This is a genomic window from Enterococcus sp. AZ088, assembly GCF_051714845.1.
Lineage (GTDB): Bacteria > Bacillota > Bacilli > Lactobacillales > Enterococcaceae > Enterococcus > Enterococcus faecalis.
Map to the genome: position 1 here is coordinate 749,513 of NZ_JBIOSQ010000001.1, position 14,802 is coordinate 764,314.

Consider the following 14,802-nt stretch of genomic DNA (forward strand, 5'->3'; position numbering starts at 1 on the left):
AGGAATTTATGTCAATTTTTAACAAGGATGCGTTATCGAGCTTTTTTGGCTTATCTGGCGAAGAAGATGATTATTATGATAACTACGAAGAATATGAAGAGCGCAAAGCAGTTAATGAACCACCGCGTCGTGCAGCTCGGCCTAAACCACAACGCCCTGTTCAACAACAGGAAAGTTACAGTCAGCCAGCTTATACACAACAAAGTGAGCCTGTAGTTGAAAAACCTTCTGCACGCTATCGTTCTGCTGAAGCGCATCAAGAAAGAGACACACAACAAGCTGCTTACACAGAGAAAAAAGTGGTTTCTATGCGTAGTTCTAATCAATCAGCGACTACGAATACAAGACGAGCACAAGAAAGCACCGCCAATGCAAAAACACATAAAATTACTATTATTGAACCACGTGTGTATTCAGAAGCAATGAGCATTGCGAAACATTTATTTGCTGAAGAAGCCGTGCTAGTTAATTTTACATTAGTAGAAGAAGACCAAGCACGACGCATCGTTGATTTCTTAACTGGTACTGTGTATGCTTTAGACGGAGATATTCAGCGCGTTGGCAATGAAATCTTCTTATGCACACCAGCGAATATGGAAATTGATAGTGCGACAGCACAATCTTTAGCCAACAAACAATTCTTTGATTTCTAAGCCTTAGGGAGGTGTTATTATCGCAACACTGATTACTCTATTATACAAAGGCGTTCAAATCTATTCAGGATTACTAGTGATTTACGCGCTACTTTCATGGTTTCCAGGAGCATATGATTCTGCTTTCGGGCGTTTGCTCTCTAGAATTTGTGAACCATACTTAAGTTTGTTTGACCGTTTGAATTTAAGGATTGGAATGGTTGGATTTAACGTAATGGTAGGGATTATTGTCCTTAACCTAGCAGCGGGTGGCTTAGCAGTCATTTTACGAGCTATTGTTTATTAATAACTTTTAGAAAGGATGATTTATCTATGAACGCAAATGTGTATCAACATTTCCGCAAAGATGAACATCCTTTTATTGACACTGTCGGGGATTGGCTAGAGCAAGTGGAGATGCAATACGCGCCTTATTTGACAGACTTTCTTGATCCTAGACAGGCGTATATTTTGGAAACGTTGATTCGACAAAACAGTGATTTATCGTTTACTTTTTATGGTGGTTATGAGCAAGCAGAACGAAAACGCTGCTTGATTTATCCAGCGTATTACATACCAGAAGAGACAGATTTTGGTGTTGTATTATTTGAAATTATTTATCCATCTAAATTTGCGACATTATCTCATGGGAAAATTTTAGGCACCTTGATGAATGTTGGGGTTCGTAGGGAAGCCTTTGGAGATATTATTTCCGATGGTGATAAGTGGCAGGTTTTTATAGCACAAGAAGTAGCTGGCTTCGTTGTTAACCAAGTCGACAAAATTGGTAAAATTACTGTTCGCTTAGAAGAGCGGGATTATACACAAATTTTGATACCGAAGGATGGTTGGCAAGAAGAGCGAACGACTATGAGCTCTTTGCGGCTGGATAGTGTGATTTCCGCCGTATTTAATATTTCAAGGCAACGATCAAAACAATTGATCGAATCTGGTAAAGTAAAAGTCAATTGGACAGAAACGACACGACCAGATTTTGCTTTAGATTTATTAGATATTGTTTCGATACGGGGATTTGGGCGCCTTCAGATTCAAGAATTAGAAGGAAAAACAAAGAAAGAAAAATTTCGTGTCCTCTTAGGGGTATTGAGAAAATAATCTCGAACTTTTGTTTAAGAAAACCATTTTGGCTGTTCATTCAGACGAAGTTGTGTATAATAAAAAAAGTAAGATATTTGCTATTTCAGGATTAGTATGAGAATGTGTTCATAAGGGGTTTTACAAAAATAATCCAAAGAGGTGAAGGAATATGGCATTAACTCCATTAGATATTCAAAACAAAGACTTCTCAACAAAAATGAGAGGCTATAACCAAGACGATGTAGATGACTTTTTAGATCAAGTCACACGTGATTATGAAGATGCATTACAAAAAAATCGTGAACTTGAGAAATCATTAAAACACGCAGAAGAAAAATTACAATACTTCAATGAATTGAAAGATGCATTGAACCAATCAATTATTGTTGCACAAGATACCGCTGATAAAGTGAAATCAAGTGCCAATAAAGAATCAGAAATGATTATCACTTCGGCAGATAACCAAGCCAAAGAAACCTTGGTAGAAGCTGAACGTAAATCAAATGCAATGATTGCAGATGCTGAAGCGAAATCAACACAAATCTTAGCAGAAGCAATTGAACGTGCCCGTCAATTAGCTGGGGAAACAGAAGACTTGAAGAAGAAAACACGTGTCTTCCATCAACGCTTAAGCTTAATGCTTGAAACTCAATTAGAGCAAGTGAAGAGTGAAGAGTGGGAAGAGATTTTAAAGCCTTTTTCTAGTTATGTCGGAGACAAACATACAGCAGTTAAGGAAATTCTTGATGAACAAGACCTTGACAACGAAAATGAAACTGTTGTAAACTCTGAAGAGAACACAGATGCTGTAGTAGAAAAAAAGCCTGTAATTGAAGTAACTGAAGAAACAATTGAAGAAGAATCAAAATAGATAGAACAGAACGTTTAATGTTTATTCTTAGCAGCGAGTCAATGATAGTGAAAGTTTGACAGACACTGGCATTAAACAGATCCTCTATCCTAGATGCAGTTCTGAACACTTGAGTAGGAACTGCCGGATAATTACCGTTATCAATTTCAGAGAAAGTAGGGGCAACTCTACTTTGAATTTGGGTGGTAACACGAGTACTTCGTCCCTTGGGATGGAGTACTCTTTTTTTATCTACTTTTATCAGCTATCGTTCATCTTTAGTATGAACTAACACAATTAAATCGATAAAATGAAAGCGAGGCAAATGCATATGAAAATGAAAGAAACATTGCAATTAGGAAAAACAGCTTTTCCAATGCGTGGGAACTTGCCAAACCGTGAAGCAGAATGGCAAAAAGACTGGGAAGAAAAAGGCTTATATGAACAACGTCAAAAATTAAACGAAGGAAAACCAACCTTTGTTTTACATGATGGCCCTCCGTATGCAAACGGAAATATTCATTTAGGACATTCTTTGAATAAAATCAGTAAAGATATTATTATTCGTTCAAAATCAATGTCTGGTTTCCGTTCTCCTTATGTGCCTGGTTGGGATACCCATGGTTTACCAATTGAGCAAGTGTTAACCAATAAAGGGGTTAAACGTAAAGAAATGACTGTCGCTGAGTATCGCGAAAAATGTAAAGAGTATGCCTTATCACAAGTCGATAAACAACGTAACGATTTTAAACGTTTAGGTGTGTCAGGCGATTGGGAACATCCATACATTACGTTAGATCCAGAGTATGAAGCAGCAGAAATTCGTGTTTTTGGTAAGATGGCAGAAAAAGGCTATATTTATAAAGGCTTAAAACCAATTTATTGGTCTCCTTCAAGTGAATCTTCTTTAGCAGAAGCAGAAATTGAATACAAAGATGTAAAATCACCTTCTATTTACGTAGCTTTTAATGTGGTCGATGGTAAAGGTCTTTTAGATAACGAGACAGCCTTCGTCATCTGGACGACAACCCCTTGGACATTACCAGCCAACTTAGGTATTTCAGTTAATCCTGATTTTACGTATGTTGAAGTGAAGGCAGACGGTCGTAAATTTGTAATTGCTAAAGATTTATTAGCAACAGTTAAAGAAGCGATTGGTTGGGAAGAAGTAGAAGTCTTGCGAGAATTTTCTGGTGAAAAATTAGATCGTATGACAGCTCAACATCCATTCTATGATCGAACATCACTTGTTATGCTAGGCGACCACGTGACGCTAGATGCCGGGACTGGCTTAGTTCATACCGCACCAGGACATGGTGAAGATGACTATATCGTTAGCCGTAAATATGATTTACCTGTTATTTCTCCTGTTGACAGCCGTGGGGTCTTTACAGATGAAGCACCTGGTTTTGAAGGAATTTTCTATGACAAAGCGAATCCAATGATTACTGAGTTATTAGAAGAAAAAGGCGCATTATTAAAATTAGATTTCTTTACGCATAGTTATCCACATGACTGGCGTACCAAAAAACCAGTTATCTACCGTGCAACGCCACAATGGTTTGCTTCAATCTCTAAATTCCGTCAAGATATTTTAGATGAAGTTGAGAAAGTTGACTGGCTAATTCCTTGGGGAAAAACACGTTTGTATAATATGATTCGTGACCGTGGTGATTGGGTAATCTCTCGCCAAAGAGCGTGGGGTGTACCATTACCGATCTTCTATGCTGAAAACGGGGAAGCCATCATTACGCCAGAAACAATTGAACATGTAGCGAATTTATTTGCAGAACATGGATCAAATATCTGGTTTATGCGTGAAGCAAAAGAGTTACTACCAGCAGGCTTTACACATCCAGGTTCACCAAATGGCGAGTTTACCAAAGAAACAGATATCATGGACGTTTGGTTTGACTCAGGTTCTTCACATGAAGGAGTTTTACGAGAAAGAGAAGAGTTAACTTTCCCAGCAGATATGTATTTAGAAGGTTCTGACCAATATCGTGGTTGGTTTAACTCAAGTATTACAACAAGTGTCGCTATCAATGGGGTAGCGCCTTATAAATCAATCATTTCTCAAGGGATGGTTCTCGATGGCGAAGGCCGTAAGATGAGTAAATCGTTAGGCAATACTATCTTACCTGAAAAAGTTATCAACCAAATGGGGGCAGATATCTTACGCTTGTGGGTAAGTAGTGTTGACGCGGAAGCCGATGTGCGTGTCTCAATGGATATCTTAAACCAAGTATCTGAAGTGTACCGGAAAATCCGTAATACTATGCGTTTCTTGTTAGCGAATACGAGTGATTTTAATCCAGCTGAGCATACTGTAGCTTATGCTGATTTACGTTCTGTAGATAAATACATGACGGTTCGTTTAAATCAAGTCATTCAAGAAATCCGTGAAAATGGTTATGAAAAATATAATTTCATGCATATTTATCGAACGGTTATGAACTTCTTAACTGTAGATTTATCTTCTTTCTATTTAGACTTTGCGAAAGATGTCGTTTATATTGAAGCAGAAAACGATTATCAACGTCGTTGTATGCAGACTGTTTTCTACCAAACATTGGTTTCATTAACAAAATTATTGACACCAATTATTCCACATACAGCGGAAGAAATTTGGAGTTTCTTACAAGAAGAAGAAGAGTATGTGCAATTAGCTGAATTCCCAGGTTACGAAACGTTTACTAATGAAGAAGAATTAATGGATACATGGGCAGCCTTTATGGATTTCCGTGACAATGTCTTAAAAGCGTTGGAAGAAGCTCGTCATTCTAAATTAATCGGTAAATCGTTAGAAGCCAAAGTGACCGTTTATCCAAATGAACAAATTCGTCAATTAATGACAGCTGTTGATGCAGATATTGCTCAATTACTAATTGTTTCCGACTTTGAAGTATCAAAAGAAGTAGCACCTAGTGAAGCTGTTCAATTTGAAGACATGGCTATTTTAGTTGAAAAAGCAGAAGGCGAAACGTGTGACCGTTGTCGTTCCGTTCGTCAAGATGTCGGCTCAGATGAAAAATTACCAACACTTTGTGGCCGTTGTGCACACATTGTTGAAGAAAATTATCCAGAAGCGGTTGCTGAAGGATTCGAATAAACAAGAAAAAAGATCCGCTAGTCGTTAACTAGCGGATCTTTTTTGGCTTATTTATTGATCAAGTTGACCGCGGTCACGGTACCAGTTATCTGGTTGCCATTCCCAAGTAAAGCCATCTTTTTCTAATAAGTCGAAGGCAGCTTGCGGGCCCATTGTGCCAGCGGCATAATTAGGGAAAGAAACGTCTGTTTTATCCCAAGCATGTCGAATAATGTCAACAATGCGCCAAGATTGGGCAACTTCGTCCCAATGAGAGAAGTTTGTACTATCGCCATTTAGGCAGTCTAATAGAAGTTTTTCGTATGCTTCTGGACTATTTTCAGTCATTTCAGCACTTTGACGGAAATCAAGTTTCACTGGAGTTGTATTGAACCCTTGACCGATTTCTTTTCCATTTAAGGTTAATGAAAATCCTTCAGTTGGTTGGATATAGATAGTTAAAACATTCGGTGGTAAATCGGTTTTATCGCATTCTTCACACGTATCATCTTTAAAGACATTAATAGGTACTTGTTTAAAGACGATGTTAATGCGTGTACCTTTTTCAGTTAATCGTTTACCTGTGCGAACATAGAAAGGGACGCCAGACCAACGGAAATTATCAATTAAAAATTTACCAGCAACAAAAGTTTCAGTGGATGAAGTTTCTGCCACATTTGGTTCATCACGATAGGCTGCAAATGTTTGATCAGCTAGCTGACCTTCGCCGTATTGTCCACGCACGAAATTTTGAAGGGCTTCTTCTTCAGAATAAAGGCGGATGGCACGTAAAGCTTTTACTTTTTCAGTCCGAATTTCTTTTTCAGAAAAGGCAACAGGAGGCTCCATAGAAAGCAATGCAACGACTTGTAAAATATGATTTTGAACCATATCTTTTAGTGCGCCACTGTGGTCATAATAGCCGCCACGATCCTCGACACCTAAGCTTTCAGCGAAGGTGATTTGGACATTATCAATGTAACGATTGTTCCATTGTGATTCAAAAATATTATTGGCAAAACGAATGGCTGAAATATTTTGGATCATTTCTTTGCCTAAGTAATGGTCAATTCGGAAAATATCTTGTTCAGGAAATGCAGCACGAATTTCTTCATTTAATTCGTAGGCAGATTCATAATCAGAACCAAATGGCTTTTCGATAATTAGACGATCAAAGCCTTCTTCCGAAATAATATGTTGTGATTTCAAGTGATTAACAATGGTTCCAAAGAATTGAGGAGCCATAGCTAAATAGTAAACATGATTGCCTTCTAAGTGGTATTGTTCATTTAGGCGATCAGATAATTCTTTTAAGGTATTATAATGTTCCGTATCATTCACATTATGTGATTGGTAATAGAAATGACTAGAAAATTCAGTCGCCTCTTCGGCCGTGGGATTTAAGTCTTGAATGGTTTCACGAACGATTTCACGATAGTATTCGTCTGTCCATTCCCGACGTGCGGTACCAATCACCGCAAAACGCTCAGCTAATAATCCTTTTTTATATAAGCGGAACAGGGAAGGATACAATTTGCGTTTGGCAAGATCACCTGTCCCCCCGAAAATAGTAAATAATGCTACTTTTTCATTCATTAGTTTTCCTCACTTTCTCTAATCAACGGCTCAACAAAAATTGTGTTTGCTGCTTTAAAGCTGACGGATAATTCTTTGTTTTCATTATAAATGGTGATCGGTCCTTCATATGCAGCAATTTCTTTAATCGTATATTCTTCTTGAATATTTAAATCAATGGAAACTAAATAATCCAGTAATTCTTTTTCGTCTAAGACACGTGCAATCCGAATTTTTGTGCCAACAGGGTAGTCTGTTAACGTTTGGCGTTTCTCCTCATGAATGGGTTGATTATCTTCGGGAATAACACCACCGTGTGGACAAAATTCTGGATGATTTAAATAATCCGCTAAACGGTTCACAAGCGTCTGTGAAGTAACATGTTCTAAAACTTCTGCCTCTTCGTGCACATCATTCCAAGTGTAATTTAAGTGCTCTACTAAAAAGACTTCCCAGATTCGGTGTTTGCGAATTAACGTACTCGCTTTTTTTAAGCCTTTTTCAGTTAATTGTACCCCTTGATAAGGAGAATGCTCAACCAAATCTTCTTTTACTAACTTTGAAATCATCTCACTAACCGAAGCTGCCGAAACATCGAGTCCAGAAACAATTTGTTTATTATTCACTTTAACTTCGTCGCCACCTAATTCAAAAATTAATTTTAAATAGTCTTCGCGATTTGGTGTCATAGGGGCTCATCCTTTCAAAAAAACATCATCCTAAGTTTATCAGAAAAAGGCGCATTTGACTATTTAATAATATTCAAGTTGTAAGAAAACTTTCTGAATGCTTTTGCAAGGGATGTAAAAAAATAAATCACCCACCGCACATACTTCATTTTATGTGTCGTGGGTGATTTATTAATTGTAAATGGCCCGTTCTAGTGTGTAGGTTTCGTCGTCGGCTTCATCGTAAAGCGTCGCAGGGACACCATTTTCACATTGAATGATTAAATGGTAACCTAACTTGTCTAAGATAACTAAGCGTTTAGGGGTTAATTCAACAAGCAAGGCATGCGTTTGTTTGCCATCAATGAAAACATTGAAAGATGAGGTGATTTCTAAGGTGTGTTGCGTGGCTTTCTTCACGTCCACAAACCACCAATGCCCAGTATAGTTGTGTTGAAGCTCCTGTGGGGAAGGGAGCTGTTTATTTTTTTTCCAGAGGATAGAGCCTGCTAATCCAGTAAGTAAAGATGCACCAACCAAGAAAGTCCAATGTTTTTTCAAAGAAATTCCTCCTAACCTTCATTTTCATTTATTCGTCTTCGTTACCTTTATTATATAGAACTTGTCTAAAATATTCGACTAAATCGCTGAGAATTGACAAATATTTAATGATTGACACAAGATAGTAAAATTGTTGGTTTTGGTCTATACTTTTCCTTGTTTTTTTATGGTATAGTGTGTAAGAAAGGAAGTCTGTGTATGAAGTACCCGAATGTCCAACTTGCTTATTTTATCGAACGACCCAATCGGTTTATTGCACACTGTCGTTTAATGGAAACGAATGAAGAAGTAATCACACATGTCAAAAATACTGGCAGAGGGAAAGAAGTTTTTTTACCAGGTGCTGTTGTGGCGCTTAGTTATCAACCATCGCCTAAAAGAAAAACAGATTACGATTTGATTGCAGTAAAAAAAGGTTCTTTTTGGATTAATATTGATAGCCAAGTACCGAATACATTAGTCAATGAAGCGTTAAAAAATGGTCAAATTGTGCTTCCTGGTTTAGTTGGTACGATCCAAACTGTTAAACGTGAGCAACGATTTGCACATTCAAAATTTGATTTTCTAGTGGAAACGGATGCGGACGAACAAGCTTTTGTCGAAGTGAAAGGCATGACTTTAGAAAATAAAGGCATCGGTGCTTTTCCTGACGCGCCAACACTTCGTGGCTTGAAGCATGTCACTGAACTAATGGCTGCAACTAAAGCGGGTTACCGCTGTTACATTTTGTTTGTGGTCCAATTTGAAGAAATTAAGCAAGCAACGCTTCACCAAGAGATGCAACCCGCCTTTGCTGAAAATGTGGGTGCTGCAATTGATCAAGGTGTGCAAGTCCTTGCTTACAATTGCCACGTAACACCAGCAACGATTGAACTTAAGTCACAGGTAACCTTTGATTTATTACAGGCATTTGATGATCCTAATAAATAACTTGAAGAACTCCTAGCGCTTTAAGGCAGGGTAATTACGTGACTTTTGTACGAGAGATTACTATTATAAAGAGAGTAAATAAACAAAAAATGGAGGTTTTTGATTATGATACATTTAGGCGTAATTGGTACCAATTGGATTAGTCATCAATTTGTTGCAGCAGCTTTAGAAACGGGTGCGTATGATTTAACGGCTGTTTATTCTCGGAAACTAGCAACGGCACAAGAATTTGGTTCTCGCTATGGGGATGTGGAATATGCAATTGATTTAGAGACGTTTTTTGGTATTGCACATATGGATACGGTTTATATTGCCTCACCAAATTCATTACATTTTGAACAAGCGAAACAAGCAATTTTAGCGAAAAAAAATGTAATTGTTGAAAAACCAGCTTTTTCAACGCCTGATGAGATGGCAGAAATTATTGAATTAGCGAATAAAAATCGTGTGTATTTCTTTGAAGCGGCCCGTAATATTCATGAGCAAAGTTTCCAAAAAATTGCTGAATTATTGCCATTAAAAAACCAAATTTTAGGTGCGAATTTTACGTATATGAAATATTCTTCTCGCTATGATCAAGTATTAGAAGGCAAAGAGCCAAATATTTTTTCTCCTCATTTTTCTGGGGGAGCCTTAGCGGATTTAGGCGTTTATTTAGTTTATGCAGCCTTAGGCTGGTTTGGCGTACCAAACGAAAGCCATTATTTTGCTAGTAAAATTGCGACAGGTGTCGATGGCTTAGGAACAATTATTTTACGATATGATCAGTTTGACGTGACGTTAAACACTGGGAAAATTAGTGATTCTTTTGCGCCATCCGAAATTTACTTTGAAAACGGGACCTTGATTTTAGATAGTGTCAATGCTATTTCTTCGGCTGAGTACCATGATCGCGCACATGAAGAACGTGATGTCTTAGATATTCAAGTAGCCGATAATCCAATGATTGAAGAAGCCCGTGATTTTGCAGCAGTTTTAAATAACCCAACAGATAAGTATTGGGGCACCAAGTATGAAGAATGGGTTGAGCTTGCTCGAAATGTCAATAAAGTAGTCACTGATTTACGTCATAGTGCCGGCATTATTTTTGATGCTGATAAATAAGAATTAAGCGATAGGAAAGGAACAATATGAGATTTTTAGAACAACTTCCAGAGGCTTGGCAAGAACAGTGGCAAGCTTCTGGCTTTAACGAACCATCAACAATTCAAGAAAAAAGTTTTACGCCCCTTCGCGAAGGAGAAAATGTTTTAGGAATTTCGCCGACAGGAACTGGAAAAACACTTGCTTACATGCTGCCTTTACTCTTAACTGTTGAAAAAGGACAGGGAAATCAATTGTTGATTATTGCTCCGTCTCAAGAATTAGCTATGCAAATTGCTGAAGTTGCTCGGATTTGGGCTAAGCCACTTCAATTAAAGGTTCAAACGTTAATCGGCGGGGCAAATGTTTCACGCCAGATTGACAAGTTAAAAAAACGTCCCGAAGTGTTAATCGGAACACCAGGTCGAATTTTAGAGTTAATGAAGAATAAAAAAGTCAAAGCTCAGTTGTTAAAAACAATCGTAATGGATGAAGTTGATCAACTTTTCCAAGAGGAAGAGCTAAGTTTAACCAAGCAAATTTTGACACACACACCAACCGAATACCAACTTGTTTTTTATTCAGCGACTGCTGATCGTGTCGTGAATCAAGCGCAATCTTTAAGCCAAAAATTACAGGTGATTGATGTGACGGAAGAAGATACTTCAGCAGGCCAAGTCGCCCACTACTTTATTCGGTTAGCACCAAGAAAAAAAGCTGATTACTTACGTCGTTTGGCCCATACAGAAGCATTCAGAAGCATGGTCTTTTTCAATCAAGTTGCTGATTTAGGTGCAGCAGAAGAAAAATTAGTTTATGAGAATGTTCCGGCTATTGGTCTGGCTTCAGATCAAAGTAAACAGTTGCGTAAATTGGCGATCGATCAATTTAAAGCAGAACGAGTGAAGTTGTTATTAACCACGGATATTGCGGCACGGGGCTTAGATTTCACTGGGGTCCCTTACGTCGTAAACGTAGATGTTCCTTTAACCGAAGAGAGCTATATTCATCGTTCTGGTCGCGTTGGCCGGATGGGTGCACAAGGGGCAGTGATTACGTTTATCAACGATGGCACCAAAAGGGATTATCAACGTTTGATGAAACAATTGGCCATTCCTTATCAGGAAATCTTTTTATATGATGGTGCACTTCATGAACAGCCAAAAGCCAAAGATGAACTAGAAAAAAAGAACGTAGTCAAAGATACGTATTCAGAAAAAAAGAGTACGAAAGAAAGAAAACCAGAAACAGTAAATTCTGTTGTCAAAGAACCACAAGAAACACGCAAAAAGAAGAAAAACAAAAAGAAAAACACGAAAAACAAAGGAGCTCGTAAAGCGAAGAAATAACGCTTTACGAGCTTCAAGCAGAACGTTGTATCGAGGAGGATTCCATGAAATCTCGGAAGGAAGAAATCTTAGCGTTACTTCAAAAAAATGAAACTGGCTTAACGGCAGGAGCGGTAGCAGAACAGTTAATGATTGATCGCAGTAATGCCAGCCGTTATTTAAATGAATTATTCAAAGAAAAGAAAATTACTAGAAGTACTGGACGTCCTGTTATCTATTCAGTGCCAACAATCAATGAAGGAGAACAAGTCCATGTAGATGAGTCCACCTCTGTTAGTTTTGACACATTAGTAGGTGCCAATGATTCTTTAAAAGTGAGTATTCAGCAGGCTAAGGCGGCTATTTTATATCCACCAAGAGGTTTGCATACGATTATTTTTGGGAAAACAGGAACAGGGAAATCTCTTTTTGCTGAATGTATGTACCGTTTTGCCATTGATTCAAAAACCTTAGATGAAGATGCCCCTTTTGTCTCTTTTAATTGTGCTGATTATGCACAAAACCCACAATTATTATTTGGTCATATCTTTGGCGTAAAAAAAGGTGCCTATACTGGTGCGAATGAAGATAGTCCAGGCTTAATGGCAAAAGCAGATGGCGGGATTCTCTTTTTAGATGAAATTCATCGCTTACCGCCAGAAGGTCAAGAAATGCTCTTTACGTTTATTGATAAAGGCGTGTACCGTCCATTAGGAGAAAGTGGTCAAACCTATGAAGCCTCTGTTCAAATTATTGGTGCGACAACGGAATCCTCAGAAAACTTTTTAACCACTTTTAATCGGCGGATTCCGATGTCGATTACATTACCATCTTTAGATGCACGGACGCTAGATGAGCGTTATGCCATCATTTCGTTATTTATTCAGCAAGAGGCAACACGTTTGGGCCAACAAATTGATATCGAACGTGAAGCAGTTTTGGCTTTTATGTTATACGATGCAGAAGGAAATATTGGTCAGGTGAAGCGGGACTTAAAATTAGTTTGTGCTAAGTCATTCCTTTATTATCGGACGCACAATTTAGAACATTTGGTTATCCGTAAACGGGATTTGTCGTTACCTGTCCAAAAAGGATTATTAAAAATTAAAGAAGTACCTGAGCGCTTGGATCAATTTGTCGATAGTAAAAGTAATTATTTATCTTTCCAGCCAGGCACCAACAAAATTGTTTGGTCACAAGATCCAGCTAGAGACATGCAAGTTTACAATGAAATCGAAGAAAAAGTCGCTGACTTGTCCGAAGCTGACTTAGAAAATGTTGATTTAGAAGAATTGATTTCCAAAGATATGAATGCGTATTTTAAAAATTATGTCGAAGAATTAACCCAACATTCTTTACATAAGGAGTTATTACCAGAAGCTATTTGGGACTTAACGAATCGTCTTTATGATATCGCAGAAGAGCGTTTGGAACACACGTACAACGAAACTGCGCGCTTTGCCTTTGCGCTTCATTTACAAAGTACGATTGAACGTGTCAAAGAAGGTCACGTGATTGTCCATCCTGATTTAAATAATGTCCGTAAAAATATGAAAAAAGAATTTCAAGTAGCCTTAGATTTATCTTCTATTATTGAAGAAGAGAACAACATAGAGATTCCTTTCGATGAAATTGGCTTTATTAGTATGTTTTTATCTATTAATGTCGGTAAAGAAGAAAGAACTCCAGAAAATAATGTTGGTGTGTTCGTCTTAATGCATGGGGATTCTACTGCCTCAAGTATGTTGAAAACCGCCCAAGAACTTTTAGGAACGTCAATCGGAACAGCGATGAATATGCCGTTAACGATGGAAGTTCAAACAATGTATGAACAATTACGAAACCAAGTAATTACGCAAAAAGAATCGTTAAATAATGGGATTTTATTACTGACCGATATGGGTTCATTAAATTCGTTTGGAAATATGTTGTTTGAAGAAACAGGTATCCGAACGAAGGCGATTACAATGACGAGCACAATGATTGTCTTAGAAGCTATTCGAATGGCAAGCGTGGGACGAAGTTTAGAGGACATTTACCAAAATATTCAACTTTCTTTTGAAAGCGTTGTGAGAGAACAATTTCGCTCTAGTCTGCAAAAACGTCAAAACGTAAAAAAAGCAGTAATCGTGACGTGCTTTACAGGAGAAGGGGTCGCCGCAAAACTATACCAACGAATCTTACCCGTTATTGATGAAACAAAAGTAGAACTGATTCAAATGCAATTTATTGAACGAGAAACGTTTAAAAAGCATATCGACAACTTGATGGAAGAATATGAAATTAAGGCCATTGCGGGAACTGTGGATGTTGAATATCAAAATATTCCCTTCTTTTCCGTCTATGATATTTTTGATGATGAAAAATTAAATGTATTGAAACGGATTGCTAGTGATGAAGTGGCAATTGATACAATTGTTCATTCACTAAGTGGCGTCATTACTTCTGTGGACTCCTTACAAAAATTAATTCTCATGTTACAAAAAACAGTTCATCAAATACAAACAGACATGCATATTATTGTTGAACCAGGGGTGGATGCCGGAATCATGATTCATTTGGCTTTTCTGGTAGATGCTTTAATTAAAGGAGAAGAAACAAGAAATTTTCCAAACTTAGCGGAATATGTTAAAACACATCGTTTAGAAATCGATGTCGTACGCACGAATTTTATGTTAATTGAACGGGCGTATCGTGTGACGATTCCAGAAGCGGAAGTTGCGCATGTTACCCAAATGTTTTTAGAAAATGAAATTAAAAGTAAACAATAATAAATAAAAAAACATCAAGAAATGAGAAAACGCTCTCTTTTTTCTTGATGTTTTCTTTTTGTAAGTTACACACAATTTCATGTGTGTAAGCGTTTTCTTTTAGTGTGTGCACGCTTTTTTTGATGGTGAAAGCTGTTATATCAGTATTTTAATGAGGAAAAAACTTGGCACAATTATTGCTATAAATAAAGTGTATAACGTCATAATTTTTAAGG

General features: G+C 37.6%; 12 protein-coding genes. 9 read left to right on the forward strand and 3 right to left on the reverse strand.

The genetic code is table 11. From position 1 onward, the window contains the following. The first annotated feature begins 8 nt into the window (after positions 1-8). From IGL17_RS03675 to ileS, 5 genes are all read left to right on the forward strand, one after another. Positions 9-653, forward strand: coding sequence for a cell division protein SepF (locus IGL17_RS03675; RefSeq protein WP_002355901.1), 645 nt, complete (start codon positions 9-11; stop codon positions 651-653). Between the two features lie 28 nt (positions 654-681). Continuing rightward, positions 682-939 carry a YggT family protein gene (locus IGL17_RS03680; RefSeq protein WP_002355902.1) on the forward strand — a complete coding sequence of 86 codons (258 nt, stop codon included), beginning with the start codon at positions 682-684 and terminating at the stop codon, positions 937-939. Positions 940-965: 26 nt separating this feature from the next. Then, positions 966-1,748 (forward strand): RNA-binding protein, encoded by a 783-nt coding sequence (locus IGL17_RS03685; RefSeq protein ID WP_002355903.1) that lies wholly within the window; start codon positions 966-968, stop codon positions 1,746-1,748. Between the two features lie 151 nt (positions 1,749-1,899). Further along, positions 1,900-2,601, forward strand: coding sequence for a cell division protein DivIVA (gene divIVA, locus IGL17_RS03690; protein ID WP_002355904.1), 702 nt, complete (start codon positions 1,900-1,902; stop codon positions 2,599-2,601). Positions 2,602-2,911: 310 nt separating this feature from the next. After that, positions 2,912-5,692, forward strand: coding sequence for an isoleucine--tRNA ligase (gene ileS / locus IGL17_RS03695; protein WP_010713806.1), 2,781 nt, complete (start codon positions 2,912-2,914; stop codon positions 5,690-5,692). Positions 5,693-5,743: 51 nt separating this feature from the next. On the opposite strand, the gene zwf is transcribed toward ileS, so the two are convergent. The 3 genes from zwf to IGL17_RS03710 form a co-directional block, all read right to left on the reverse strand. Then, positions 5,744-7,267: a glucose-6-phosphate dehydrogenase gene (zwf, locus tag IGL17_RS03700; protein ID WP_002355906.1), complete on the reverse strand. Its 1,524-nt coding sequence runs from the start codon at positions 7,265-7,267 to the stop codon at positions 5,744-5,746. Further along, complete coding sequence (locus tag IGL17_RS03705) at positions 7,267-7,935, reverse strand: metal-dependent transcriptional regulator (protein ID WP_002358896.1); 669 nt, start codon at positions 7,933-7,935, stop codon at positions 7,267-7,269. The genes zwf and IGL17_RS03705 overlap by 1 nt, the downstream gene beginning before the upstream one ends. A 171-nt stretch (positions 7,936-8,106) precedes the next feature. Next, positions 8,107-8,475 (reverse strand): DUF4828 domain-containing protein, encoded by a 369-nt coding sequence (locus tag IGL17_RS03710; protein ID WP_002355908.1) that lies wholly within the window; start codon positions 8,473-8,475, stop codon positions 8,107-8,109. 198 nt (positions 8,476-8,673) lie between these two features. Here IGL17_RS03710 and sfsA point away from each other — a divergent pair, with 198 nt between their 5' ends. The 4 genes from sfsA (at position 8,674) to IGL17_RS03730 (ending at position 14,587) form a co-directional block, all read left to right on the forward strand. Beyond that, the gene (gene sfsA, locus IGL17_RS03715) at positions 8,674-9,405 is read left to right on the forward strand and encodes a DNA/RNA nuclease SfsA (RefSeq protein WP_002379206.1); all 732 of its coding nucleotides are present in this window, start codon (positions 8,674-8,676) and stop codon (positions 9,403-9,405) included. Positions 9,406-9,510: 105 nt separating this feature from the next. Beyond that, positions 9,511-10,509 (forward strand): Gfo/Idh/MocA family protein, encoded by a 999-nt coding sequence (locus IGL17_RS03720; protein ID WP_002355910.1) that lies wholly within the window; start codon positions 9,511-9,513, stop codon positions 10,507-10,509. Between the two features lie 26 nt (positions 10,510-10,535). Then, the gene (locus IGL17_RS03725; RefSeq protein ID WP_438759972.1) at positions 10,536-11,837 is read left to right on the forward strand and encodes a DEAD/DEAH box helicase; all 1,302 of its coding nucleotides are present in this window, start codon (positions 10,536-10,538) and stop codon (positions 11,835-11,837) included. A gap of 44 nt (positions 11,838-11,881) precedes the next feature. After that, positions 11,882-14,587 (forward strand): sigma 54-interacting transcriptional regulator, encoded by a 2,706-nt coding sequence (locus IGL17_RS03730; RefSeq protein ID WP_002373633.1) that lies wholly within the window; start codon positions 11,882-11,884, stop codon positions 14,585-14,587. Positions 14,588-14,802 lie beyond the last annotated feature (215 nt).

Bases quoted from the DNA above. Each gene is read 5' to 3' on its own strand.
- IGL17_RS03730 (WP_002373633.1), top strand. From the start codon at position 11,882: ATGAAATCTCGGAAGGAAGAAATCTTAGCGTTACTTCAAAAAAATGAA.
- IGL17_RS03685 (WP_002355903.1), top strand. From the start codon at position 966: ATGAACGCAAATGTGTATCAACATTTCCGCAAAGATGAACATCCTTTT.
- IGL17_RS03725 (WP_438759972.1), top strand. From the start codon at position 10,536: ATGAGATTTTTAGAACAACTTCCAGAGGCTTGGCAAGAACAGTGGCAA.
- IGL17_RS03675 (WP_002355901.1), top strand. From the start codon at position 9: ATGTCAATTTTTAACAAGGATGCGTTATCGAGCTTTTTTGGCTTATCT.
- sfsA (WP_002379206.1), top strand. From the start codon at position 8,674: ATGAAGTACCCGAATGTCCAACTTGCTTATTTTATCGAACGACCCAAT.
- divIVA (WP_002355904.1), top strand. From the start codon at position 1,900: ATGGCATTAACTCCATTAGATATTCAAAACAAAGACTTCTCAACAAAA.
- ileS (WP_010713806.1), top strand. From the start codon at position 2,912: ATGAAAATGAAAGAAACATTGCAATTAGGAAAAACAGCTTTTCCAATG.
- IGL17_RS03705 (WP_002358896.1), bottom strand. From the start codon at position 7,935: ATGACACCAAATCGCGAAGACTATTTAAAATTAATTTTTGAATTAGGT.
- zwf (WP_002355906.1), bottom strand. From the start codon at position 7,267: ATGAATGAAAAAGTAGCATTATTTACTATTTTCGGGGGGACAGGTGAT.
- IGL17_RS03720 (WP_002355910.1), top strand. From the start codon at position 9,511: ATGATACATTTAGGCGTAATTGGTACCAATTGGATTAGTCATCAATTT.